General features: G+C 47.7%; 20 protein-coding genes and 1 pseudogene. 15 read left to right on the plus strand and 6 right to left on the minus strand.

Annotated features, from left to right (window positions below; translation table 11 throughout):
• Positions 1 to 81 precede the first annotated feature (81 nt).
• Positions 82 to 1785 carry a DNA polymerase/3'-5' exonuclease PolX gene (polX, locus tag AC4BAP_RS04425; RefSeq protein WP_490581414.1) on the minus strand — a complete coding sequence of 568 codons (1704 nt, stop codon included), beginning with the start codon at positions 1783 to 1785 and terminating at the stop codon, positions 82 to 84.
• 106 nt (positions 1786 to 1891) lie between these two features.
• Between polX and AC4BAP_RS04430 the strand changes: the two genes are divergently transcribed.
• The 7 genes from AC4BAP_RS04430 to AC4BAP_RS04460 all read left to right on the plus strand — a co-directional run bounded on the left by AC4BAP_RS04430 (position 1892) and on the right by AC4BAP_RS04460 (position 7147).
• The gene (locus AC4BAP_RS04430; RefSeq protein ID WP_490581415.1) at positions 1892 to 2311 is read left to right on the plus strand and encodes a hypothetical protein; all 420 of its coding nucleotides are present in this window, start codon (positions 1892 to 1894) and stop codon (positions 2309 to 2311) included.
• Positions 2312 to 2358: 47 nt separating this feature from the next.
• Entirely contained in the window at positions 2359 to 2538 is a 180-nt protein-coding gene (locus AC4BAP_RS04435) for a hypothetical protein (protein WP_490581416.1), read from the plus strand.
• An 82-nt stretch (positions 2539 to 2620) separates the two neighbouring features.
• Positions 2621 to 3025, plus strand: a complete 405-nt coding sequence (locus AC4BAP_RS04440; protein ID WP_490581417.1) for an EVE domain-containing protein — start codon at positions 2621 to 2623, stop codon at positions 3023 to 3025.
• Positions 3026 to 3138: 113 nt separating this feature from the next.
• The gene (locus AC4BAP_RS04445) at positions 3139 to 4620 is read left to right on the plus strand and encodes a recombinase family protein (RefSeq protein WP_490581418.1); all 1482 of its coding nucleotides are present in this window, start codon (positions 3139 to 3141) and stop codon (positions 4618 to 4620) included.
• 524 nt (positions 4621 to 5144) lie between these two features.
• Positions 5145 to 5693, plus strand: coding sequence for a bifunctional pyr operon transcriptional regulator/uracil phosphoribosyltransferase PyrR (pyrR, locus tag AC4BAP_RS04450; RefSeq protein ID WP_490581419.1), 549 nt, complete (start codon positions 5145 to 5147; stop codon positions 5691 to 5693).
• Positions 5694 to 5704: 11 nt separating this feature from the next.
• Positions 5705 to 6628: an aspartate carbamoyltransferase catalytic subunit gene (locus AC4BAP_RS04455; protein ID WP_490581420.1), complete on the plus strand. Its 924-nt coding sequence runs from the start codon at positions 5705 to 5707 to the stop codon at positions 6626 to 6628.
• A gap of 150 nt (positions 6629 to 6778) precedes the next feature.
• A complete protein-coding gene (locus AC4BAP_RS04460; protein WP_490581421.1) occupies positions 6779 to 7147 on the plus strand; it encodes a hypothetical protein in 369 nt (122 codons plus the stop codon).
• Positions 7148 to 7316: 169 nt separating this feature from the next.
• Here the strand turns inward: AC4BAP_RS04460 and AC4BAP_RS04465 are convergent, their stop codons facing one another.
• The 3 genes from AC4BAP_RS04465 to AC4BAP_RS04475 all read right to left on the minus strand — a co-directional run bounded on the left by AC4BAP_RS04465 (position 7317) and on the right by AC4BAP_RS04475 (position 11652).
• Positions 7317 to 8789 carry an OmpA family protein gene (locus AC4BAP_RS04465; protein ID WP_490581422.1) on the minus strand — a complete coding sequence of 491 codons (1473 nt, stop codon included), beginning with the start codon at positions 8787 to 8789 and terminating at the stop codon, positions 7317 to 7319.
• 399 nt (positions 8790 to 9188) lie between these two features.
• The gene (locus AC4BAP_RS04470; RefSeq protein ID WP_490581423.1) at positions 9189 to 10481 is read right to left on the minus strand and encodes an aminopeptidase P N-terminal domain-containing protein; all 1293 of its coding nucleotides are present in this window, start codon (positions 10479 to 10481) and stop codon (positions 9189 to 9191) included.
• Positions 10482 to 10647: 166 nt separating this feature from the next.
• The gene (locus AC4BAP_RS04475; protein ID WP_490581424.1) at positions 10648 to 11652 is read right to left on the minus strand and encodes a glycosyltransferase family 9 protein; all 1005 of its coding nucleotides are present in this window, start codon (positions 11650 to 11652) and stop codon (positions 10648 to 10650) included.
• Positions 11653 to 11899: 247 nt separating this feature from the next.
• On the opposite strand from AC4BAP_RS04475, the gene AC4BAP_RS04480 reads away from it, so the two are divergent.
• On the plus strand, positions 11900 to 12688 hold the full coding sequence (locus AC4BAP_RS04480) for a hypothetical protein (protein WP_490581425.1): 789 nt from the start codon (positions 11900 to 11902) through the stop codon (positions 12686 to 12688).
• Here the strand turns inward: AC4BAP_RS04480 and AC4BAP_RS04485 are convergent.
• The gene (locus AC4BAP_RS04485) at positions 12685 to 12837 is read right to left on the minus strand and encodes a hypothetical protein (RefSeq protein WP_490581426.1); all 153 of its coding nucleotides are present in this window, start codon (positions 12835 to 12837) and stop codon (positions 12685 to 12687) included. The two genes, AC4BAP_RS04480 and AC4BAP_RS04485, sit on opposite strands and share 4 nt — an antisense overlap.
• 551 nt (positions 12838 to 13388) lie before the next feature.
• Here AC4BAP_RS04485 and AC4BAP_RS04490 point away from each other — a divergent pair.
• The 3 genes from AC4BAP_RS04490 to AC4BAP_RS04500 all read left to right on the plus strand — a co-directional run bounded on the left by AC4BAP_RS04490 (position 13389) and on the right by AC4BAP_RS04500 (position 18098).
• Positions 13389 to 14627 (plus strand): M16 family metallopeptidase, encoded by a 1239-nt coding sequence (locus tag AC4BAP_RS04490; protein ID WP_490581427.1) that lies wholly within the window; start codon positions 13389 to 13391, stop codon positions 14625 to 14627.
• A gap of 64 nt (positions 14628 to 14691) precedes the next feature.
• A complete protein-coding gene (locus AC4BAP_RS04495) occupies positions 14692 to 15336 on the plus strand; it encodes an O-methyltransferase (RefSeq protein ID WP_490581428.1) in 645 nt (214 codons plus the stop codon).
• A gap of 293 nt (positions 15337 to 15629) precedes the next feature.
• Positions 15630 to 18098: a LysM peptidoglycan-binding domain-containing protein gene (locus tag AC4BAP_RS04500; protein WP_490581429.1), complete on the plus strand. Its 2469-nt coding sequence runs from the start codon at positions 15630 to 15632 to the stop codon at positions 18096 to 18098.
• A 198-nt stretch (positions 18099 to 18296) separates the two neighbouring features.
• Here the strand turns inward: AC4BAP_RS04500 and AC4BAP_RS04505 are convergent, their stop codons facing one another.
• Entirely contained in the window at positions 18297 to 19619 is a 1323-nt protein-coding gene (locus tag AC4BAP_RS04505) for an MFS transporter (protein ID WP_490581430.1), read from the minus strand.
• A 229-nt stretch (positions 19620 to 19848) separates the two neighbouring features.
• On the opposite strand from AC4BAP_RS04505, the gene AC4BAP_RS04510 reads away from it, so the two are divergent.
• The 4 genes and pseudogenes from AC4BAP_RS04510 to trxA form a co-directional block, all read left to right on the plus strand.
• Positions 19849 to 20928, plus strand: a complete 1080-nt coding sequence (locus tag AC4BAP_RS04510) for a mechanosensitive ion channel family protein (RefSeq protein ID WP_490581431.1) — start codon at positions 19849 to 19851, stop codon at positions 20926 to 20928.
• Between the two features lie 308 nt (positions 20929 to 21236).
• Positions 21237 to 24860, plus strand: coding sequence for a DNA polymerase III subunit alpha (gene dnaE, locus AC4BAP_RS04515; RefSeq protein ID WP_490581432.1), 3624 nt, complete (start codon positions 21237 to 21239; stop codon positions 24858 to 24860).
• A gap of 272 nt (positions 24861 to 25132) precedes the next feature.
• Entirely contained in the window at positions 25133 to 25678 is a 546-nt protein-coding gene (locus AC4BAP_RS04520; RefSeq protein ID WP_490581433.1) for an REP-associated tyrosine transposase, read from the plus strand.
• A gap of 360 nt (positions 25679 to 26038) precedes the next feature.
• Positions 26039 to 26371 (plus strand): annotated as a pseudogene (trxA, locus tag AC4BAP_RS04525) (thioredoxin); the annotation flags it as partial.
• Positions 26372 to 26401: the final 30 nt, after the last annotated feature.

The following is a 26401-nucleotide window of genomic DNA, read 5'->3' on the forward strand; positions in this document are numbered from 1 at the left end:
TAAGGTATGAAGCTATACTTTCGTAAGCTGAAAGCTTGCCTCATATGTGCTCCAGGCAGAATACTTGAAGCAGTACAAATTTTACTTTATCTTTTCCTTACGCTCCCTGAAATACTTTTCTACTTCCTCCAGCGGTTTTGCGTTAAACGTCATGTCTGCCGTAAGGCCACCTTTACGGCCAACCAACACACCATACTTCATGTCGTCGTAGCCGCTGGTGTGGTGAGCATCCGGGTTTATACTTAGCATCACCCCGCGTTCCAGGGCATAGTGCACATGTCTCCAGTCCAGGTCAAGGCGCCACGGGTTAGCGTTAATCTCGATGATCACATTGTTAGCAGCACAGGCATCGATCACCATTTTATGGTTAATCGGGTAGCCTTCGCGGCGCAGCAACAATCGTCCGGTTGGGTGGCCTAGCATGGTAGTGTATGGATTTTCGATGGCCGTGATCAGGCGCGCGGTGGCCTTTTTCTCATCCATGTTCAGGCTGCTGTGGATGCTGGCAACTATAAAGTCGAAGGTCTTCAGTATGTCTTCTTCATAATCCAGCGAGCCATCTCCAAGTATATCCGACTCGATGCCTTTGAATATCTTAAAAGGCGCCAGCTTCTTGTTCAGCTCATTAATCTCTTTTTGCTGACGCAGTACATCGCCTTCACGCAAACCACCGGCATACGATGCCGTTTTGCTATGATCTGATATACCCAGATACTGATAGCCCATATCGCGGCAGTAAGTAGCCATGAGTTCCAAAGTATGGGCACCATCGGAGTAAGTGCTGTGGTTGTGCAGGATGCCTTTCAGGTCAGACAGCTCCAGCAGCTTTGGTAGTTTATTCGCTAAGGCAAGCTCTAGTTCATTAGTACCCTCGCGCAGTTCTGGCTCCACATAGCCCATGCCCGCCGATTTATAGATGTCAGCCTCAGAAGTATAATTTTGCTCCCGCACTACAGTAAGCAGGTTGGTAGTGCTGGTAAACGGCTGCGCCAGGTGCTCCAGGCTTGATGAGCAAAGCAGCAACTCGTTGGCAAACCGCTCTTCTGGCACCAGCTTTATTTCTACAGGCAGGCCATTTACTGTATAGGTGCCGCGCCATACAAAAGGCCCCGAGGCACTTACGTCCTCTGCCAGTTCGGTAATAGTATTAAGTGCCTGGTGTGCGGCAACAGGTGTATTTGTGGCAAGTATAAACTGCAGCTTTGTGATGATCTCCAGGCGGCGGCGCATCTCACCGGTCATACTTAGCTGTGCATCTGGAAATGCATTTTTTATACATTGCAACAGCTCTTCTGCACCCGACTCAGCCTCGGCATACAACAGCTTGCCACGGTTTTGTTGGGTAAACAGCAGCGCCTGCTTTATATTATCCTGCGTTTTGGCGCCAAAGCCCTTCAGCTTGCTTACCTTGTCCTGCTCGCAGGCCTCCAGCAACTCTTCCACGGTTTCGGTGCCTAGTTCCTTCCAGAGGTTGCGCACTTTTTTAGGGCCAATGCCTTTAATGCGTAGCATTTCCACCACCCCGGGAGGCGTGGCTGCCAGCATCTGATCCAACTCCTCAAACGAGCCAGTGGCATTGATCTCTATGATCTTGGCTGCAATGCCTTTGCCCACTCCCTGTATACTTTCCAACTGACTTTGGTCCATACCTTCCAGTGGGTCTTCTACAAGTTCAAGGGCTCCAACAGCATTTGTGTAAGAACGGACTTTGAACGGATTCTCGTCGTGCAGCTCCATCAGTTCGGCTGCAAGCTTAAACAACTTTATGATCTTTTTATTTTCCAAGGCTCTGTCGCGTATACTTACAAAGATAGAAAAAGCACCCGAACCCGCTAGGCATGCTTTTATATTCGTTCGCTTCTATATAAGTTCAGAAATACCTAACTTAGCAATGTTAACGACTAAAAAGATGATAAAATACGCCTCGCTGTTATGCCTGCTCTGCCTTACCCTGGTGGCTACCACCTGCAAGAAAAATTCTGTCGAGTCTGAGCTGGTAGGCAAAACATGGCTGCACTCTTATGAGGAAGATGAAGGCGATGTAACGGTTTACCGCCCCAACACTTTTGACTTCCCGCCATCGCGTGGCAGAACCGGCTTTACCCTGGAAGAAGGCGGCGTGATAAAACAATACGACATTGCCCCAACCGATGGCCTGGAAGAGCATCTGGGGAACTGGTATTTCGAGGGCAAGGAGGAGATACAGGTAAGATTTGAGGGTAATGGCAAACCCGCGCAGAGTTATACTATAAAGATCGTGTCGCTGAAGGATAATGTGCTTAAGGTTAAAAAACCCGCTGCAGGCAACTAATTACCTCCAACTACCTTGCTTTAGCAGGGTGTAAATGAATTAAAAGTATGATCAAATACAAGGAATTAAAACGAAGCACACGACTTATAATGCTTGCGCTGTTGCTAACCGCTTTTGCGCTGCTTCTTGCATATAATGTCAATGGCGGCTTTTTCCTCGGACTTCTGGGTGGCCTGCTGATCAGCGGCATTGTAGCAGAGGTTATACTTTACTTTAAAAACAGCTAAAACCAGGCTGCTCATCTTTATTTTGTGTAGCTCAACAGTAGTTCTGTAGCTTATACTTTACCTAAACATACATAATACAACAATGCAACACTGGCTTGTAAAATCGGAACCAGAAACATACTCCTGGGGAGACCTTGTAAAAGACGGAAAAACCATGTGGGATGGCGTTCGCAATTATCAGGCGCGTAACAACATGCAGCAAATGCAACCCGGCGACCTGGTCTTGTTTTACCACAGCGTATCGGAAAAAGCCATTGTGGGCATTGCCAAAGTAGACAAAGCCGCCTACCCCGACCCTACTGCCAAAGAAGGCAATTGGGTAGTAGTGGACCTTATCCCCTACCGTGATTTTAAAGAGCCGGTAACCCTGGAACAGATCAAAAAAGACAAACGCCTGGAGAACATCGCACTGCTGCGCCAATCGCGCCTTTCGGTGATGCCGCTTAAACCCGAGGAGTTTGACGTGCTGCTTGCGTTGGGCAACTAAACCCGCTTTCAGATAATTTCCTGGCAAACAAACAACGAATGGCGCCCAAATAGAGTACATAATTGAGGCGCCATTTATACTTTACCAGTACTACATAGCACAGATACCCTACCATGGCTAAAGTACGTTTTATGTTTCTTGTTTTTTTGCTCTTACAAACTGCCACTCTTTTTGCGCAGGAGCCCTTGCAACCCATTCGGCTGGAACTCCCCTTCCTGAGAACTGAGACCAGTGTAGAGGTAATCTCCCTCCCCGACAGCAGTCTGCTGGTATACCATAAAACCGGCAATATCTGGAGCACCAAGGCAGATTTTTACTTTACCAAGTATAACCACAAACTGGAAAAAGTATGGAGCAACTCCGCCGAGATCCCGCCAAAGTTTAATTTTATACGCCATTATATCGAAATGCCCTATGCTTATGCGGTCTTCGACGGGGATGACCCTGAAAAGTATGTTTTTACACGCACCAACATCCGCACAGGGGCCACAACTGTAAAGCAGATCGAGTTAAAGGACATCGACACCATACATGAGTTTAACGTGCTACAGGGCAATTACTTCCTGATCGGCCAGAACCGCTTGAACCAGAAACCGCTGCTTTTATACTTAAACCCCACTACCGACAAGTTTAAACAACTGCCTGCCGTGTACGGCGAGGAATCCAGTTTTTCGGACATGCTGGCCGACCCGGAAAATAACAGGCTGGATGTAGTGTTGGCTGAGTCTAATGGCCGGATATCGAGGCTTCAGGTTAAAAGCTTTGATGCCACCGGCGAACTGATCCGCAATTACTTTATACTTCAGCAGGAGGGTAAAAACCTGCTAAACGCCGAGATCACTCCCGGAGACTCTGCCCAAAAACTGCTGCTGGGCACCTATAGTGCCCGCGATCTGCGCTACACAGCCGGTTTTTTTACAAAGCCGGTAAGCACATACTTTGGCAATGGCAACTTTTACAGCATGCTGCAGCTAAAGAATTCCTTTAAATACCTGAAACCCCGACGGGAGGAACGCACAAGAGCCCGTGAACTGGAACGTCTTAAAACAGGAAAGGAGCCGCTGTATCGCTTCAGGGTATTACTACACGACCTTATCACAACGCCATCCGGCTACCTGCTGGCCGGCGAAGCTTATTACCCGCAGTATCGTGGCAATGCAGTAGCGTTTCCGCTAGATACCCGGCAGGCTTTCCGGCAACAGAACGAAGGGTACAAGCACACACACGCCGTTGCCATGAGCTTTGACAAAGACGGTAATCTACTATGGGACAATATCTTTCCGTTAAAGGATGTGACCACTTCCGATCTAGTGCATGCCGTTGAGGTAGGCTGGGCAAGAGATGGACGCGTGATAATGGCTTACCCAGACGATGAGAAGATCATTTACCACATCATGCAGGAAGACAGGTTTGATGACAAAGAGCGTGAACTTGAAATAAGGCCATACTTCGACAACGAAAAGATACAGCTAACCGAAAACCCGGGCATTATAAAGTGGTACGATAACAACTTCGTAGCCTTTGGCTTCCAGCGTGTAAAACCAGCCGGCGCAGAACCCCGCAATGTTTTCTATTTGAATAAGATTAGTTTTTAGTTGTTGAGTTGTAAAGGCGCGATTTTGTTATTCGTTGTTGGTTGTTCGTTATTAGGATTGTAGAGACGGAATATTTTGCGTCTTGTTAGCTACAACGTTGAGACGCTGACAAGTATGGAAAACGCTGTGAGGTCTGGCAGGCAACCCATACTTTCATATTATACTTTGACCGGTACTGTCAAGGCAAAACCTATTGTGCTATAGCCACTAAGACGCAAAATATTGCGTCTCTACCTTCCTGGCGCAAGTCTTAAGCGCTAGCGTGACTTGTGACTTACTATGTGGGAAAGTCTTCAGACTTCCGATAGCTATAAATAACCTTTTTAACGATTTATACTTCCGCAAGTCTGAAGACTTGCCCTCATACACCAACACAAGTGACACTTCGTTTAACACTTGCGCTATAAAACAATAAGACGGAACATATTATATATCTACCACAATCAACGACCTACGATTAACCAACAATCAACAATTTAACAATCCAACAATTTAACCTATATTTGTAAGCAAGACTTCCGGCTATGCAGAAAAGACTCATCGTAAATCACCAGTTACTCGAGATAATGGTGCTGCGCCTTTGCCACCAGCTCATCGAAAACCACGGCGACTTTTCTGATTCTGTAATACTTGGCCTGCAACCGCGCGGCATTTATGTTGCTCAGCGCATACAGCGAACATTGGCGTCCATACTTGGCAAACAAGTCCCAACTGGCCACCTCGACACTACTTTTCATCGTGATGACTTCCGGCGGCGTGATTCGCCCTTAACAGCCAATGCGACCAAAGTCGACTTCCTGATTGAGGGAAAAAAGGTAATTCTGGTAGACGATGTGTTGTATACGGGCCGTTCTGTACGCGCTGCCCTGGATGCCATGATCGCCTACGGACGCCCAGCCAATGTAGAGTTACTCGTGCTGATAGACAGGTTATATACACGCCACTTGCCGATTCAGCCTACTTATGTTGGCCGCCATGTCAACTCGCTCCAGAGCCAGCGGGTATTGGTAGAGTGGCAAGGGCAGGATAAACCGGAAGACAATATCTGGCTAATTACAAAAACCGACGAATAGATTTCTCCCCCATGCAAGAGCTCAGCGTTAGGCACCTGTTAGGCATCAAAGACATTACTCCGGAAGATATCCAGCTTATCTTCGAAACTGCCGACAATTTTAAAGACGTGCTTAACAGGCCAATTAAAAAGGTACCCTCGCTGCGCGATATTACCATTGCCAACGTTTTTTTCGAAAACTCTACCCGCACGCGCCTTTCGTTTGAGTTGGCTGAGAAGAGGTTATCTGCGGACGTAATTAATTTTAGCAGCAGTAGCAGCTCCGTGAAAAAAGGCGAAACCCTGCTCGACACGGTAAACAACATCCTGGCCATGAAAGTGGACATGATCGTGATGCGCCACTCCAGCCCAGGCGCGCCACACTTTTTGAGCCGCCACATTAATGCTAATATTGTAAATGCCGGCGACGGCACCCATGAACACCCTACACAGGCGCTTCTGGACACATTCTCGATTCGGGAAAAGTATGGCGAGGTTGCAGGTAAGAAGGTGGTGATCATTGGTGATATCCTGCACTCCAGGGTTGCCTTGTCTAATATTTTTGCCCTCCAGAAGTTAGGGGCTGAGGTTATGGTTTGTGGCCCTATTACTTTGTTGCCAAAGTACATCCGGGCGATCGGCGTGAAAGTAGAGCTGGATGTTCGCAAAGCATTGCAGTGGTGCGATGTGGCGAACGTGCTGCGCATCCAGCTGGAACGCCAGCAGATGAAGTATTTCCCTTCGTTAAGAGAGTATACTTTATACTATGGCATCGATAAAAAGCTACTTGACAGCCTGGATAAGGAAATTACCGTGATGCACCCTGGCCCTATCAACCGAGGCGTAGAGCTTAGCTCCGACGCTGCCGACTCACACCACTCTATCATACTTAATCAGGTTGAGAATGGAGTTGCGATACGCATGGCAGTGTTATACTTGCTAGCTTCTAAAGGCTGATTTTTTCCCATTTTAAGCAATACATTCCAAAAAATAGACAAATTACCTACCACAGGAAAAGCAAAACCCTCATTACGGCTTAATAAAGGCACTTTTAAATACTGGCACATCGCTTGAAATGCTATCTGTAACATTTCAACTTTTAGCCTTATGAAAAAGCATTTTACAGTTCTGGCTTTATTGGCGCTTACCATTACAGCTACCACGCAGCAGGTTTCTGCAAACGGTAACCCTACGTTTTCCGACAAAAAAGCTGCCCTCACGATTCTGTCGGGCCAGGTAGGCCGTGAGGTCATCGGCGACCTGCAGCTGAATGAAATGCAATACATACAGCTAAAAGAACTGAACAGAAATTTTAGCTCTGAACTGGCAGGTATAAAAGCATCAGCGGCAAAAGAGACAGCGGATAACAAGACCCTGGAACTGACCAACAGATACTTCGCCTCGCTTTCTGAGATATTAACTTCGCAGCAGATAGCCCTGTATGTTGCCAAAAATGTACAGCTGGCCAGCAAATAAGATTACCTGTTTTCTATCAATTATCTATCTATTTATTACCGAGTACAAATCAACCAATGCTCCTAAAAACTCCACCTTTTAGATGTTGTTTGGTATAACAGATTAAAAGTTAGACATAAAAAAAGCGCAACGGACAATTCCGTTGCGCTTTTTGCTTTTATTAAAACTTTTATTCCAAGTTCAATTTCATATCCGGTGTATTCATCTCAAATCCTACCCTTCGGTTCTTAGCCCTCGCGGCCTCTGTTCTGCTTCGTGGTAGTCTTTCGTTTACTTTCACTAAAGGTCTTGATTCACCGTAACCTCTGGTCACCAGTCTGTCTGGGTTCTGAACACCACGCTGCACTAAGTAATCTTTTACAGCCTGCGCTCTGCGCTCAGAAAGCGCCTGGTTATACTCTTCAGTACCGATGTAGTCAGCGTGACCTTTGATCAGCAGCACGTGGTCTGGGTATTTACCTAACACCATCACGATGCTGTCCAGCAGTTGCTTGTAAGCGTCCTGTACTCTTGCTCTGTCAAACTCGAAGCGCACTTTCTCTTCAAGTATCTTCAGCGTAGCTGGGTCAAGGGCTGGGCAACCGTTTGCTGTGCCTGGGCCTGGTGTGTTAGGGCAGGCATCCTCATTATCCGGAATACCATCACCGTCAGAATCTACAGGGCAACCATCCGGACCTACACGTACACCGGCTGGTGTGTTAGGGCACTTGTCGTTTTTATCAGCAACGCCATCACCGTCAGCATCTGGGCAACCGTTTGTTGCGGCAGTACCGGCCTCATCTGGGCACTCATCGTTTTTGTCAGCAACACCGTCACCGTCTCTGTCAGGGCAACCGTTCAGGTTAGCTACGCCAGCCTCTGTTGGGCACTCATCCTGGTAATCTGCCACGCCGTCACCGTCCGTATCAATTGGGCAACCGTTTTTGTCCACTTGTACGCCGGTTGGGGTGTCAGGGCACTTGTCTCTTCTGTCAGGCACACCGTCCATGTCAGTATCAACAGCCTTACCTAAGTTAAAACCAAGGCCAACGTTATGCTGCAGGAAACGATCGTTCTCACCTACGTCATAACCATCAATTTTATCCTGACCGATGATCAAGTAGTTGGTTTCAAAGAAAGCGCTAACAGCATCAGAGAAGCGGAAACGAATACCGGCACCACCTCTGGCAGCGGCTGTAAAGAACTTATCGTCCACCTGTCTGGAGCCATCGGCTCTTACAGCATCTGTTTTAGCCCAGGCGCCACCACCACCAATTTGCAGATATGGCCCGATAAAGGCATCCTCTTTCAGAATCTTGCCATACATCTTAAGGCGCAGATTCAACAAAGCAGTACCCATCTGGGCATCAAAGTTAGCTCCGGTCAAGGCTCCAGTACCTTTGTCCTCTGCGCTGCCGTAGGTTAGGCCTAAGCCCAGGTCAAAGGATGGACTGATATAGCGGTTAAGGTTAATGCCTCCGCCCCAGTCAATTTTACTGTACTCCTTGTCATTCTGTAGATCGCCTCTGTACTGCAAGGCACTACCGTATATTTGGATATTTGTCCGCTGGTCAGCGCTTTGTGCAAACAGTGCTGTATTCATAGACAGCAGCAAAGCAAGCACGAAAGCAATAGTACACAGTTTAGTAATTCTTGTTTGCATGGTTCTTTATAATATATTTTGATATGTTCATACGTGCATATTTTTAATCAAGTTTAGCGATGTATTAAAAATAACATCTCAAAATTCCGGGGAGTCAGGTAGGGAGAATAGATTTGATTTAGAGTATACGTTTTTTCCATAAGCGCTACGTTTAATTAACACCCAGACAAACCTGTTACAAGGAGTTGCCCGCTCATTTTAAAAATTGCACTGCTTTATACTGCAATACAGCACCTTTGGTTAAAAGTATATACCATATAATTAAACTGAATATAATTTACAAGGTTTTAACTATGGCCGAATTTTGGTGTAAATGTCACTATTTTAAAGTAAGTACAATAAAAAAAGTTGCCGGCACACTTACCGACAACTTTAATAATCAATGAATTACACTCTATTTTACCTTCGCTGCATCAGCTGTTCAATGTCCTCAGCCTCCAGTGGGATGCTCGCCATCAGGTCTAAAGGGCCATTGCTTTTTATCAGTATGTCGTTCTCCAGCCTTATACCTATCCCCTCTTCTTTAATATAGATACCAGGCTCGCAGGTAAACACCATTCCTTCCTCAAAGGCACGGTGCTTATCTCCAACGTCGTGCACATCCAGGCCCAGGTGGTGCGAGGTGCCGTGCATAAAATATTTCTTGTAAAGCGGGTTCTTCGGATCCTGGTTCCGAACATCGCTTTCATTTAACAGGTCCAGCCTTATCAGTTCGTTTTCCATTACAGTTCCTACAAACTGATGGTACTGCGCCAGTGTATTACCAGGCACCAGCATCTGGGTGGCCGCTTTCATTACCCGCAACACGGCATCGTATACTTCCCGCTGCCGCTTCGAGAATGTACCGTTCACCGGCACTGTCCTGGTCAGGTCTGAGGCATAGTTGGCATACTCTGCGCCAAAGTCCATTAATACCAGGTCGCCATCTTTGCATTCCCGGAAATTATCTATGTAATGAAGTATGCAGGCGTTTGCACCTGAGGCAATAATTGGCTGGTAGGCCGGCCCACGCGATCGGTTGCGAAGAAACTCATGGTAGATCTCAGCCTCTACCTCATACTCCATCACCCCAGGCTTTATAAAACCAAGCAGCCTCCTGAATGCCTTCTCCGTTATCTGGCAAGCCTGTTTTATCATGGCTACCTCAGCCTCAGACTTTATTGCCCGCAGCAGGTGCATAACTGGCGCTAATCGCTCATACCTGTGCAGAGGGTAATGCTCTTTCATCCACTTTACGAAGCGGGCATCACGTGTTTCCACCTCAACCACCGCCCTTGGGTGCTCATTGGAGTTCAGGTATACATGCTCCGCCTCCGAAACAAGCGCGTGCAGCACTGAATTAAATTCATGCGTCCAGAATATGGTCTTGATACCGGACACCTCCTGCGCCTGCTGTTTGGTTAGCTTATACCCCTCCCAGGTAAGAATGTGCTCGTTTGTTTCCCGAACAAAGAGTATCTCCTGCATGCGCGGGTCCCTGGCATCCGGAAAAAGCAGCAGTATACTTTCTTCCTGATCTATACCTGAAAGGTAAAAAAGATCGCTGTTCTGCTTAAAGGGCATGGTACCATCCGCATTGGTAGGCATTACATCATTCGAGTGCAGTATCGCTATGGAGGAGGATTTCAGGTGTTTGGCCAGGTTGTGGCGGTTATGCACAAACAGCTCCTGCCCTATCGGGTGGTACTTCATGTAGTTTTATCTTGTAAGGGTTAGCCTGATAGTTTATACTTTTAAATATAGTGTAAAACTCCAGGTTGAGCAAGATGTTCACGAAGGGTAGTTAGTTCTGCCTTTATACTTTGGAGATCGATCCGCAGCAAAAGCAGCTTCGAAATCCCAACACCTCCCAGACTCTCTAACTTTCTAACTCTCTAACTCGCAACACCTCCAGCAGCTGTTCGTTCCGGATTTCCCTGGCGCACTTAAAATGCCCTTCCGGGCAAGCCTTGTACCCATGCAGGCCACAAGGGCGGCAATAGAGTGGCTCTTCGCGCTCTACGATCTTTGCAAAGTCAGCTAGTGGGCCAAATCCGAAACGCGGCACCGTAGAGCAATAAACAGCACATGCAGGCGCATTCAAAGCCGAGGCAAGGTGCATGGGGCCGGAGTCATTCACATAGTTCAGCACGGCATCCCGCATAAGCGCCGCCGACTGCAAAAGGCTCAAGTGCCCGCAAAGGTTTTCTATGTTCTGATGACTACACTGCCGCTTGATCTCATCACAGTGCGCCTTATCAGCCGGAGAGCCTAGCAGGTATATTTTATACTTTGCATCGATGCTATTGATAAGCGTTACCCATTGCTCCAGCGGAAACTGCTTGGTAAACCAAACGGAGGTAGGCGCCATACAGATAAACGCTTGCTGTTTCAGGTCCTGCACTTTCGCAAAATCAGCCTGGTTAGGGTACAGCTTCGGCCTTGCAGCATTGTCATCAGTTATACTTTGGATAAGCAGGTGGTTGCGCTCCACCTCATGTGTGCCCGAAGTTACGACGTGGGTATAGCGGCGGGTAAAAAACCGGGAGAATGGATTCTTGTCAAAACCCACTGTTTCTTTGGCACCAGACAAGGCGGTTAGTATGCCGGTAGCTCCAAAGCGCTGCACGTTAACCACCAGGTCATACTTTTCACTTCTTATCTGCGTCAGCAACTTCAGCAGGCTTTTATACTTGCCTTCTTTTTTGTTCCAGATAAGCACCTGCTTCAGCAGCGGGTGTTCTTTCAGCAAACTTTCGTTGCCTTTGCGCAATAAAAAATCAAGCTGCGCCTGTGGGTAAAACGTATGCAGTTTCTCAATTAAGGCTGTAGCCAATACTACATCACCAAGAAAAGCCGTTTGTATGATCAGTATTTTTTTCATGAGGGCTACCGGACTATGTTACAAAGCTAGCGCAATCCTAATTGAGATAAAAATACAGGACGACAAACCGGATGGCAGCAATATTTCAAATATATAATTTAACCTATACTTAGAAAGGCAAATATTTTCACTAAGTTCTGGTTTACATGTTAGGTTTTATTTCATTTTATGGCTTGTTTTAAAACCTCGAAAGACTGAAAACTTCTAAAAACAAACAGATATCACAAAGCAGCGGCATTGCTATATTATGAAAAAACCAAGTACTCCCCTCTTTTACAAGCGTTATCCTGGTTCTATTTTATTAAATATAGGCCTGGCCATACTTATACTACTAATGCCTGGCTGTGTATCTACCTATATGCCCAATGTGCCCAACGTGCCCATGTTTACCCAGAAAGGAGAACTAAGCGCTGCCGGCCATGTTACCCCAAAGGGCAATATTACTTTTAATACAGCCTATGCCGTAAGCGACCACTTTGGGGTAATCCTGAGCGGGTCCATGCTCAATAGCGAGCGCCGCAAACGCGACTTTCGGCATAACCTGATCGAGGCCGGCGGTGGGTACTTCACTACATTTGGCTCTAATAATGAAAGAATTTTAGAGTTCTATGCCGGCTATGGCGGTGGCAGCAGCGACCGCACCGAGAAAGACAAGCACGATGACGGCACCATACACTACAAACGCATGGAAGCTGATTTCAGCAAATATTTTGTGCAGGCCAACTTTACCTCTAAAAAGAAAAAATCGTTAAGGCTGTTAAACAGGGAATTTCCGCTGAATTATGGCACAACGCTGCGCGCCAGTTATGTAAACATGCACGATTTCAAGATAAACGGCGAAGCTGCCGCAGAAGAAGACAACATTTTCCTTGAGCCCATCTTCTACACGCGCCTTACCCTGAACCCGTCTGTGCAGCTTCAATACACTTCCGGCACCACCTTCGGCCTTAAAAACCGCGATGATCTTACCGCTGCCTATTCTGTTTTCTCGCTTGGCTTTGTAATTAATGTGGGTGGTAAAGCGAAGGGTAATTAATTATTCCATTTTTCTGGCGCCAGCATCCAACTGGTGCCGCCAAGTGGGTGCGAGTCTCCAGACTCGCTTTTCAGCAGCACCGGGTCCAACCTCCCCTGCCCTTCAGAGCTATGCTCGCTACCATCAAACTCGCGTTCTCGGTAGTCCAAGGAGGGGAGTTTTACCTCACCCCAGCCCTCTCCTAAAAACAGGAGAGGGAGTTTCTGCAGACGATTGACACACCCCTGCCCCTCTCAAGAGGGGAATTTTTGCCTTTAACAATTTATACTTTGCTCCCAATTACAGAGGTCGTCAACAAAGAAGTGTCTATCCCAGCCTTTGGGTGGGGGAAGGGGCCCTCGATAAAGAGCGCCTTGTAGCTGTTGCGGTGCTGAGCGCAGCGAGGCAGCCGAAGCAGAGCTATAGAGGGCCCCTACCCCCGGCAGCTTCAGATACACAGCGCGATGCCCTTCATCGAGGGCCCCTACCCCCAAGGCGAGGCCTCCCGGCCTTGAGGGCACCAAAGCAAGAAGTGAAACGATATAGCTGTTAAGACTGAGGATCAGAAGCGGCTAGATTAAAAGGCAGAAAATATAATAGTTGAGGAACAGCATCAGCTAAAAAGGATCACAGAATCAAAGAAACTCAAACAAAGAACCTTCTGCCCTACCCCTAAACTCTCCTGTATTTTCCGTACCTTTGCAGGCTAATTTCAGATTGAATGCTTGATTACCAAATCCATACATTACCTAACGGAATACGCGTAGTGCATAAGCAGGTGCTGCATACCAAGATAGCCCACAGCGGCTTTATCATGGATATCGGCAGCCGCGACGAGTGCCCGAACCAGTTAGGCCTTGCCCATTTCTGGGAGCACATGGCTTTCAAAGGCACACAAAAGCGTAAGTCGTTCCATATCCTTAACCGCCTGGAGTCTGTTGGTGGTGAGCTGAATGCCTATACTACCAAAGAAAAAATATGCTTTTATAGCTCCGTGCTAGACAAGCACTTCGAGAAATCGTTTGAGCTGCTGACCGATATTACATTTCACTCTGTTTTTCCGGAAAAGGAGATAGAAAAAGAGCGTGGCGTTATTCTGGAAGAGATGGCCATGTACTTAGATACTCCCGAAGAGGCCATTGTAGACGAGTTTGATTCGGTGGTATTTGACGGGCACCCGCTAGGCAATAACATCTTAGGCACCAAAGACAGCGTCTCCAGCTTTCAAAAACAGGATTTCCTGGACTTCATCAGCCGTAACCTGAGTAACAATTCGCTTTTATTCTGCTCGGTAAGCAATCTGCCTTTCGAGAAGGTGGTGAAGATCGCGGAGAAATACCTGAGCCATATACCTTTTGTGCAGAAGCAGCGCGAACGCATGCCTTTTATCAATTACCTGCCCAAAACGGTTACTTTCGAGAAATCCATCTCACAGGCACATTGCGTAATGGGCTGTCCGGCATATGCTTTGTCTGATGACAGGCGCATACCGTTTTTTATGCTGGTAAACCTGCTGGGCGGGCCGGGCATGAACTCCCGATTGAACCTGGCCGTGCGCGAAAAGCATGGATTGGTGTATACTATTGATGCGAACTACGCTACTTACATAGACACAGGCCTGCTTTCCATATACTTCGGCACAGAGAAAAAACAGTTGAAACGCACTACATCGCTTGTATTAAAAGAGCTGAGAAAGCTGCGCGAAAAGCCACTGGGTTCACTGCAACTGCATACAGCCAAAGAACAGTTAATGGGACAGCTGGCCATGGCAGAAGAAAGCAACATGGGCCTGATGATGATGATCGGGAAAAGTATACTTGATCTGGACAGGGTGGAATCGCTGAACGAAATCTTTGACAAGATCAAAAGTATAAAAGCCGGTGACCTGGTTGACATCGCCAACGATGTACTGCGCGAAGAACAGCTGAGCTTTCTTAACTACGTTCCGGTAAAAGGTTAAATTGTTTAATTGCTAAACTACACCAAACAACAATTTAACAACCAACAATTTAACAGTTAAATAGATGGAATTCATTGACGAGGACCTGCAAAGATACGCTGAGGAGCATACTTCGCCGGAGAGTGAGTTGCTGCACAAGGTTAATCGACAAACACACCTGAGCGTGATGAAACCGCGCATGTTGTCGGGGCACATGCAGGGCAGGCTGCTGTCCATGTTCTCGCACATGATCAAACCTAAACAGGTACTAGAAGTGGGCACCTACACCGGCTACTCGGCTCTTTGCCTGGCCGAAGGGCTGCAGGAAGGCGGCACCTTGCACACCATCGACATCAACGAAGAACTGGAAGACCGGGTGCGCGGCTACTTTGAGGAGGCCGGTTTATCTGAAAGTATAAAGTACTACATCGGCAATGCGCTGGATATTATCCCAACCATAGATGCTGTTTTTGACCTAGTGTTTATAGATGCGGACAAAATAAACAACGCTGCTTACTACGACATGGTAATCGAGCGGATGGCGCCGGGAGGCTATATTATAGCCGACAACGTGCTATGGAGCGGAAAGGTACTGGAGAAGTATAGAAAAAAGCTTGACGAAGACACAGCCGCCTTGCTTGCATTCAACAAAAAAGTGCACGACGACCCAAGGGTAGAAAATATTCTGTTACCAGTAAGGGACGGGTTGATGATTGCACGGAAGCTATAAAAGCTCTACATAATATGAGGTAAAAAGGGTAAGCATTTGGTGCTTACCCTTTTTCGTTTCGGCACCAGAGCAACTGTGCAATCTGTGAATGATTAAATCCTACTCCCTCTAAAAAATTTTACTAAAAATACTTCGTTCCTAAGTATAAAGAGCGGTAAAATCCTTTATTTTTGCAGACACTATATTATTTTCTGAATATATTAATTCAGAGATGATTAGCTCTCTGCTATTCAACCGGAAGTAGAGCCTGAAAGTAAAATTTTTAGCCAAAGTATATTTACCATTACCTTTTTATGAGAAAACAGCTACCACTTCTCGTTCTGCTGCTTTTGCCTTTGCTGGCTTTAGCGCAAACTGTTACAGTACCTAAAAATGTATATTTCGCGGATGTGCACCTAAGGATATCTGATGCCGCACAGCAGGAGATACAGAAAAAAGTTGATGCTCTGCACCGTAATCAGACTTACTTTAAGATTAAGGTGGATTTGGCCAACGCTTACTTCCCGATAATAGAGCGTGTTTTTAAAGAAGAAGGCGTTCCGGATGATTTTAAGTACCTGGCGCTGCAGGAAAGCGGACTGATCGGTGATGCTGTGTCTACTTCTAATGCCGTAGGTTACTGGCAGTTTAAGAAAGAGGCCGCTTCTGACTTTAACCTGCGCATGGACAATGTGGTGGATGAACGCCGCCACATTATCGAGGCAAGCCGTGGTGCGGCACAGTATTTTAAGCGCAGCAACAAGAATTACGACAACTGGTTTACTTCGCTGCTGTCATACTACCTTGGCTATACAGGCGTAAAAACTTACTCCAAACCATCGGATGCTGGCGCCAAGAAAATGGATGTTAATGAAAAATCACACCCCTATGTGATTACATTCCTTGCACATAAAATTGCTTATGACAACTTCGTGGGCAAAGAAAAACCGGCTGTTTCGCTGCGTGAGTTGCGTGCCACTCCCGGCCAAAGCCTGACAGACATTGCACTTGCCACTAAAACCGACTATGCTGAGCTTGAAAAGTATAACAAATGGCTTTTAGGCAACTCTATTCCATCAGATAAAGATTACTATGTGATGGTACCGGTGCGCAACGGCGAAACTGGAGTGATGGCATCTGTGGCTAAAGACGAAAAGACCGCCCCGGCCGCAAAAGCCACTCCCAGCAACACGCAGCAGTCCGCTGCAGCCGCAACGGCAGTAAAACGCAATGGCCTGAGCGCCCTTGTTGCCCGGCCTAATGACACAAAAGACAAACTGGCCTTACAGGCAGGAATCTCAACGCGCAAGTTTTTAAAGTATAACGACCTGCATAACTTTGATGAGATCGTAGCGGGTACTGCGTACTATACCGAACCTAAAAAGACATCAGCCGATGCGGAGTACCATGTGGTGCAGGCAGGCGAGAACATGCAGCAGATATCGCAGCATTATGGCATCAGGTTAAATTACCTGCGCTACAAAAACCGCATGACTAAAAATGAGGTTGCTGTGCCAGGTCGCGTACTTTGGCTTCAGAAGCGCCGCCCTACCCATACACCAGTTGAGATCAGGACCGCTAATGCCATGCAAGGCGCAGCCAGAAATGCCACTCCAAGCTACAACAGCCCGGAAGGCACAGCCGTGAAAACAACATCGGCAGATAAAAAAGACGAGGCTCCGAAGGACAACATATTGAAACGTTTCTTCAACAGCTTTAAGAAAGACAAAAAAGCCGACTCGCAGCCAGAAACAAGCCCTGCAGTAGCACAGGCGAACCCTGCTGTTGCCCCTGCAAAAGAAACGGCAGAGGTTGCCAAAGCAGAGGAGGCTCCTGAAACCACTGTGGAGGAAAAAGTGGTAGAAGAAACTGTGGTTGCCCAGCCTAAAGGCGCTTTATACCCATCCAGCAAAGACAGACTAGGCTCTAAACCGGCAACCCAGAACCCTGCGGCCACTAAAACGGAGGCTAAACCACAGCCAAAACAGGAAGTGAAGCCGGAAACTAAACCGATTGAAAAGGCTGCAGTAACGAAGAAAGAAGAAACAGAGCAGGAAATTGATGATGAGGTAGAAATGGTGCTGTATCAGGAAAAGGAGGAAGCGCCTGCCAAAACACCTGCCGCTAAACCAACAACCACTCCGGCCAAGCCAGCAGAAAAGAAAGCAGAAACCACAATTGTGAGCAAGCCACAGGCTACCACATCTCAAGCAAATGTACCTGCAGCAAAATCTGCTAAGCACGTGGTAGCCAAAGGAGAGACGCTTTACGCTATTTCTAAGCAGTACAATGTTACCGTAGCCCAGCTGACAGCATGGAACAGCCTAGGCAATACAGGACTACAGCCAGGACAAGAGCTTATAGTTGCCGAACCACTTGGCGCCACAACTGTACAGGAAGTAGCTATACAGGAACCTGCCACCGAAACGCACACTGTTCTAGCCGGCGAAACATTATACCAGATATCGAAGCGCTATGGCATAACCGTTGACGAGCTGCGCACCTGGAACAACCTGACGGATAATAACCTGAAACTGGGCATGGAGCTGCGTGTTGCGGCACCTAAAACGGCCGCTCCTGCTTCTAAAGCAACGGAAGTTAAAGCGACAGATACCAAAGCAGGCACAACAACTGAGACGGTTTACCACACAGTAGAAACCGGCGAAAGCATGTACCAAATATCACGCAAGTATGGCGTTACCATTAAAGACGTGATGGAGTGGAACAACAAAGCAGACTTCAACGTGAAACCAGGCGAAAAACTGCTGATCAAGAAAAAGTAGGATTTTATTGTTCGTTGTTCGTTATCCGTTGACCGTTGTTCGAATTAATGCAGTCATTAAAATGATTGGAATAACATCACAAAGTATAAAGCCGGCCCAAGAGCCGGCTTTATACTTTTAAGGGTCTTCTGAAAAAGAGAACATCAATTTCCAGCAACGAAAAACGATCAACGGATAACGAACAACGATTAACGACACTCACCTATCCTCTGGCGGGGCGGTAAGGTTTGAGGCGGATTGCAGGCCAGTGGCTATTTCCGGCACGATACCGAGGCGTTCGTAGATCGGTTGTACCATTTGTCTCAACTTGGGTCTGTTTACGGCAAAGGGTATAACGCTGAATACGCACAGGAAACCAAGTCCCAGCAAAGTATGAGCTACTCCAATATGCTCTGCCACTGAACCAGCCAACATACTTCCCACCGGGGCCATCCCCATAAACGCGGTAGCATACAAACTCATCACGCGGCCCCGTTTATCGTCATCCACAATGGTTTGCAAAAGCGTGTTACAGGAGGCCATTGTCACGATCATGCCAAAACCGCTAAACAGCATCAGCACCAACGATAACATGAAGATCTCTGAAAATGAAAAAGCCATCAGAGCAAACCCAAACAGCAGCATGCAGTAAATAATAACCTTGCCCAGCCCCACTACTGATTTTCGCTGCGCCAGGAACATGGCACCGGCTAAGGCTCCGAAGCCGGAAGCACCCATCAGGTAACCCAGCGTGTTGGCCCCACCCTGCAAAATATCGCGGGCAAAAACCGGCAAAAGTACCGTAAACGGCATCCCAAACAGGCTGATTAGCCCCACGATAAGTATAAGTGCGCGTATGGGTGCAAAGCCGAAAGTATACTTAAAGCCATCCACCAGAGACTGCCACGCTTTACGCTCTTGCTTAACCGGCTCAAAGGGCTTTAGTTGCATCATCAGCAATGAGGCCAGCACCGCCACATAGCTCATGGCATTTATCAGCAAACAGATTCCCTCACCTACCACCGAGATGATCAGGCCTGCCACTGTGGGGCCCACCAACCGGGCCATGTTAAACATCGAGGAGTTAAGGGCAATGGCATTACTCACATCTTCACGCTTTTCCACCAGCTCTATCACAAAAGCCTGCCTCGTGGCAATATCGAAAGCGTTGATTGTACCTAACACGGCACTCAGGGCAAGTATGTGCCAGATTTCTATACTATCTGTCAGAACCAGTGTTGCCAGAGTGGAGGCCTGCAGCATAGACAATACCTGTGTCACTAGCAACACCTTTCGGCGCTCAAACTTATCGGCTATCACGCCTGCAAAGGGGCCCAGTAAAAAGGCAGGAATCTGACTGGAGAAAGTTACGGCACCCAGCAGGAAAACAGAGTCGGTGAGGCGGTACACCAGCCAACTCAGGGCCACCTGCTGCATCCAGGTGCCGATAAGGGAGATGCCCTGCCCCACAAAGAACAGCTTGTAATTGCGAGAACGCAGCGCCCTGAACATATCCTTTAACTTCCCTCCTGCTTTCGTCATGTGTTTATACTTTACAGCACCAGTTTTGGCACAGACTTATACTTACGTCAGGTTCAAGTATAGCAGTTATAGTTTGAACATGCCTTAAAAATCAACTAATATTCTGGCTATAAGTTACACCCCTCTTGCCTTACCCATTGTATATCAGGCACAAACATCACGAATTAAAACATTACCCCACAGCAGCTGTATAAGAAGCAGCATATCTTACAAATCAAACACTTTATTAATGGAAGAATTACTGGATAGGATTTACTATCATAACACGGTAAGAGACTACATCATTGTATTAAGCGCCATCTTTATCGGTGTACTGCTGGTAAAGATATTCAAGCGGGCTTTTCTGCTCCGGTTGGCAAAATGGACTGAAAGTACCGAAACCCGCCTGGACAACTATATCATTGAAAGCTTCAGCAAATACGGCATCCCGATTGTCTATTTCCTGATCATATACTTCGCCCTCAGCTACCTCGAAACTACTGAGCGCATTGCGCACATCCTGCAGATAGCCGTAACAGTGGCTGTTACCATCATGGTTATCCGGTTGCTGGTTTCTGTTATTATCCTGGTCATACAGTCATACTTAAAAAGAAGGCGGCCCGACAGTGACCATGTGAACGAACTAGGTGCTATAAAGCTGATCGTGAACGTGGTGATCTGGTTTATCGGCCTCGGCTTTTTGCTGGATAACATGGGCTACGACCTTACCGCCGTGATCGCCGGCTTGGGTGTGGGCGGTATAGCCGTGGCCCTGGCAGCGCAAAACATACTCGGCGACCTTTTCAACTACTTCGTCATCTTCCTGGACAAGCCTTTTGAGGTAGGCGATTTTCTGGTAGTAGACGACAAAAACGGGGTTGTAGAGCATATTGGAGTAAAGACCACACGCATCAAAACGTTATCCGGGGAGCAACTTGTTTTCGCCAACAGCGACCTTACCGGCTCACGCATCCACAACTTTAAACGCATGCAACGCAGAAGGGCCATATTTACCATAGGTGTTACCTACCAGACCTCTTACGAGCACTTAGAACAGATACCCAAACTACTGAAAGAGATCGTTGAGAGCCAGAACCCTGTGGAGTTCGACAGGGCACACTTTAAAACTTACGGCGACTCCAGCCTGGATTTTGAGGTGGTGTACTATGTGCTGGACCCGGCCTATGTGGTGTACATGGACATACAGCAGGCCATAAACCTGCGTATTTTTAAAGAGTTTGAAAGCCGGGGCATCGAGATTGCCTACCCTACCCGCACCCTGTTTGTGGTAAACCAACCCGAGGAGGAAAAACGGGAAACACAAGTATAAATTTAACAGAGAAAAGAGAGGCAGCAGGAGATTATTTCTGCTGCTTTTTTGTTGGTAACTGTGTTGGTAAATGAACCGCTTTTGGTTTGGGCAGCCAACCTATTTTGCGTAATTTTAACATCCCGAAAATGACTTGTGGCTACGCCAATTATAAATTAGGAATTATGAATGGAAGGCAGACCGGTTTTCCTTACTCTCATAATGCTATAAAATTTCTAAAAGTATAATTGCTGTAGCAGCAGCTGGAGTTAATTTCCAGATTTAAAGTCATTCATAATTCGTCATTCATAATTCATAATTCCCCATAAATGCCTGTTTTTTCGCATTTACACACCCATACACAGTACTCGCTGCTAGACGGCCAGGCCAGCATCAGCGCGCTCATGAAAAAGGCGCAGGCTGATGGCATGCCCGCCGTTGCCATGACCGACCACGGAAACATGTTCGCCGCCTTTAACTTCGTGAACGAGGCTAACAAGTACAACGTGAAGCCGATTGTGGGCTGCGAGTTTTACCTGGTAAAGGACCGCCATCAGAAAACCTTCAGCAAGGAGGTGAAAGATAACCGTCACCACCAGCTGCTGCTCGCAAAAGATCAGGAGGGTTATCAGAACCTGGCCAAGCTTTGCTCTATGTCTTACATCGAGGGCATGTACAGCAAGTGGCCGCGTATTGATAAGGAGCTGCTGCTAAAGTATAGCAAAGGATTGATTGCCACCAGCTGCTGTATTGGTGCTGAGGTGCCACAAGCCATACTATGGAAAACGGAGGAAGAGGCGGAGGAAATATTCAAATGGTGGCTGGATGTGTTTGGGGAAGATTACTACATCGAGATTCAGCGCCACGGCCTGATGAACATCGATGGCACCGGCAAAAGCCAGGAAGACATCAACCAGGTGCTGCTAAAATGGGCGAAGAAGTATAACGTAAAAGTTATCTGCACCAATGACTCGCACTACGTGGACCAGGACGACTGGAATGCCCACGACATCCTGCTTTGCGTGAATACCGGCGAGGACCAGAGCACCCCGGTGGGTGACTTTACCACCAAATATTACCGTTTCCTGTCGGATGACCAGAAGGTGATCTACGATACCGTGGAGAACGTGCGCAGTAAGTATGGCCACCAGTCCAGCGTGCGCCAGATGCTGAACCGCATTGACGAGGCCGGACCGAAAACACGCTTTGGTTTCCCGAACGACCAGTTCTACTTTAAGACGCAGGCCGAGATGAACGAACTGTTCAAGGACGTGCCGGAGTCTGTGGACAATACCAATGAGATCGTAGACAAGATCACGCCACCGAAACTGAAGCGGGACATCCTGCTGCCTAACTTCCCTATTCCTCCAGAACATGCGGGCCCTGATGCTTACCTTCGCCACCTGACTTTTGAGGGTGCCAGGAAGCGTTATACTGAAATTACGCCGGAGGTAGAGGAGCGCCTGGACTACGAGTTGCGCATTGTAGAAACGATGGGTTTTGCCGGTTACTTCCTCATTGTGCAGGACTTCATTAACCGTGGCCGCGACATGGGCGTGTTTGTGGGGCCGGGTCGAGGTTCGGCAGCCGGTTCTGCTGTGGCCTACTGCATCGGTATCACGAATATCGACCCGATTAAGTATAACCTGCTGTTTGAGCGATTCCTGAACCCGGAGCGTGTATCCATGCCCGATATTGATATTGACTTTGACGACGTGAACCGCCAGCGCGTGATCGACTACGTGGTGGACAAGTATGGAAAAACGCAGGTGGCGCAGATCATCACCTTTGGTACTATGGCGGCTAAATCGTCGATTAAAGACGTGGCGCGTTCTACTTCTTTGCCTTTAGCAGAAGCCAACGAACTGGCCAAGATGGTTCCGGATACCCCGGGCACTACGCTAGCAAAGGCCTTTATGGAGAACCTGGACCTGGCTGCCATCCGCGAGGGTGACGACCACCGTGCCGCCGTGCTAAAACTGGCCGAAAAGCTGGAAGGCTCGGTTCGAAACACCGGTATCCACGCGGCGGGTGTAATTATCGCCCCGGACGATATTACCAATTACATCCCGGTTTCCACCTCCAAAGACGCTGACCTGCTGGTTACGCAGTTCGATGGTAAGGTAATTGAGAGTGCAGGCATGCTGAAGATGGACTTTTTGGGTCTGAAAACCCTGACCATTATCAAGGATGCCATGGAACTGATCAAAAAGAACCACGGCGTTGAAATCGACATAGATAATATTCCGATAGACGACGAGAAGACCTACCAGCTTTACCAGCGCGGTGACACCATCGGTACGTTCCAGTTCGAGTCGGAAGGGATGCGCATGTACCTGAAGGACCTGCAGCCTACCAACATTGAAGACCTGATTGCGATGAACGCCCTTTACCGTCCGGGCCCGATGCAGTTCATCCCGAACTTCATTAACCGGAAGCATGGCAAAGAGGAAGTGGAATACCCGCACGAGTTGCTGGAGCCTATCCTGAACTACTCCTACGGCATCATGGTGTACCAGGAGCAGATCATGCAGACGGCCCAGATCCTGGCTGGTTACTCGCTGGGTGGTGCCGACTTGCTGCGCCGCGCCATGGGTAAGAAGGACATGAAGAAGATGGCCGAGGAGCGTGAGAAATTCATTGCCGGAGCCGCCGAAATTCATAAAATACCAGCGAAGAAGGCCTCTGAGGTGTTCGACGTGATGGAGAAGTTCGCCCAGTACGGCTTCAACCGCTCCCACTCTGCCGCTTATTCGGTGGTGGCCTACCAGACAGGTTACCTGAAGGCCCACTACCCTGCCGAGTACATGGCTGCCGTGCTTACCAATAACATGAACGACATCAAAAAGGTGACGTTCTTTATTGAGGAGGCACGCAAGCAAGGAGTAGAGGTATTGGGTCCGGACGTGAACGAATCTTTGCTCAAGTTCAACGTGAACGACCAGGGGCAGATCCGTTTCGGGTTGGGCGCTATAAAAGGTACTGGCGAGGCTGCCGTAGAGGCCATCATCTCCGAAAGAGAAAAGAACGGCTTGTACCAGGACATCTTCGACTTTGCCAAGCGCATTAACCTGCGTGCCGTGAACAAAAAGACCTTTGAAAGTATGGCCCTGGCCGGCTGCTTCGACTCTTGGGAACTGTACCACCGTGCCCAGCTGATCGAGATTCCGGAAGGTGAAAGTATGAGCGTGCTGGAGAAGGCCGTGCGCTACGGTAACAGCTACCAGGCAGAGCAGCAGGCTGCACAGCAGTCGCTGTTTGGCGGAGGTGCCGCTGTGGCTGCCCCATTGCCTAAGATACCTGAAGTGCCGGTTTGGACGCAGGCTGAGATGCTTCGCCGTGAGAAGGAGGTAGTAGGATTCTACATGTCGGGCCACCCGCTGGACCAGTTTAAGCTGGAAATTGATTCTTACTGCACCTGCGCACTTTCTAATATCGAAGAGTATAAAAACCGCGATGTAAACGTGGCGGGTATGGTTACCGACGTGGTGATTCGCACCGCCAAGAACGGTAACCCGTTTGCCCTGTTCACCATCGAAGACTACGACACATCGATGCAAATGGCGCTATTCGGAGAGGATTACGTGAAGTTCTCACCCTACCTGAAGATGGGCTTATACCTGTTCATCCGGGGCAAAGTGCAGCTGCGCTACAAGTCCGAAGACCAATGGGAGTTGAAGCCTACCAACATTCAATTACTTGGCGATGTACTGGACAAAATGGCACAGGGTGTGCAGCTCAACATCAACCTGCAGCACTTCACGCCAAACCTGGCAGAGGCGCTGGAAAACTCCATTGTTTCCAGTCCGGGCCAAAAACGCCTGGAGATAACCCTGCATGTACCGGAAGAGAAACTGGCCCTGCCAACTTACTCCCGCAAGTATAGAATTGACCCGAAATTGTTCCTGAATTCAATCAAGGATATGGGGCTGGGTGAGTGTAAGTTGTTGTAGGATCAGGATTTACAGGATTTATGGATGGACAGGATTGCCTTCCTAGATGAGTAAATAAGGTATAAAACGAGGTATGCTGCTGCGGTGGCGTACCTCGTTTGCTCTTGCTCATTTCGCTTTTGCTCTTTCGGACTTCCTAGTCCGAAAGCTATCTGCCGGGGATTTCCTAATCCCCGTGTTACGGTTAACGCGGATTAGGAAATCCGCTTCAGGTTTAGTTTCGGATTAAGAAATCCGAAACAGCAAATACTTTCACAAAGTATACATCCGGCATGGGGCTTAAAAACAGAATCATACCTGGCGGTTTATACTTTTTGACAATGACGGTAGTGGATTGGGTGGATATATTCACACGCCCAGTTTACAAGCACATCATCGTTGATGCCCTCAGATTCTGCCAGGAGAAGAAAGGATTGCGATTACATGCCTGGTGCCTGATGAGCAATCACCTCCATCTTATTGCTTCTACTGAAGAAAACAAAAGTCTCTCCGACATCCTCCGTGATTTTAAGCAGTTTACCAGCCGCAAAATCGTGGCTGCTATACAAGAGGAGCCTGAAAGCCGGAGGCAATGGCTGCTGCACCGCTTCGAGTTTAATGCCAGGCAAAATCCCAAAGTAAAGCACTACAAAGTATGGCAGGATGGCAACGAAGCCAAAGAACTTACCTCCAACACCTTCATCGATCAGAAGCTAAACTACATCCATCAAAACCCGGTTCGGGCAGAGTGGGTGAGTGAGCCGGAGCATTTCCGATACAGCTCGGCAAGCAACTATGCTGGTGAGGGTGGGCTACTGCAGGTTAACATTATCGAATAGAGCAATATAAATTCTTTACCTGCATCCAAATTTCTCAGTTTTCATACTTTTAGCACCTGACAGGTTATACTCTTAGCCCCACTAATGCCACAAGGGTGGGTGTGCTTATATCAAGTTTTAAAAGCTTTGCATACAATTTTAGTACTTGAGTTTGCGGCTTAAACTTTTATTTACAACATTTGTTGATACAAATAATTTATACTTGTAAGTATGGTTTGCCGTAAGTAACAGATACAGTTAGCATGATGGCAGCTAATCCACGACAAGACAGCTTGTCAGGTGTAAGGAGTTTGGGCAGATATTTGCCAAACCTATAATTGTTACTATATTTAAGAACAGAATTTAACACAACAAACCGTTAAAGTTATGGCTAACAAAGCAATAGAGATCACAGACGCGAATTTTGATGAGATCATCAATTCAGATAAACCAGTACTGGTAGACTTTTGGGCAGAGTGGTGCGGACCATGCCGCATGGTAGGCCCGATCGTTGAGGAACTGGCTGGCGAGTACGAAGGCAAAGCCGTTATTGGTAAGGTAGACGTTGACGCTAACCCGCAGACATCTGCCAAATTCGGTATCCGCAGCATTCCTACGCTTCTTGTTTTCAAAAATGGCGAAGTAGTAGATAAGCAAGTTGGTGCTGTGCCGAAAAATGTATTATCTCAGAAACTGGATGCCCAAATGGCGTAATTTCCTGATACTATATTTTAAGTTGAAAGG

This window comes from Pontibacter sp. GD7 (genome assembly GCF_058216375.1).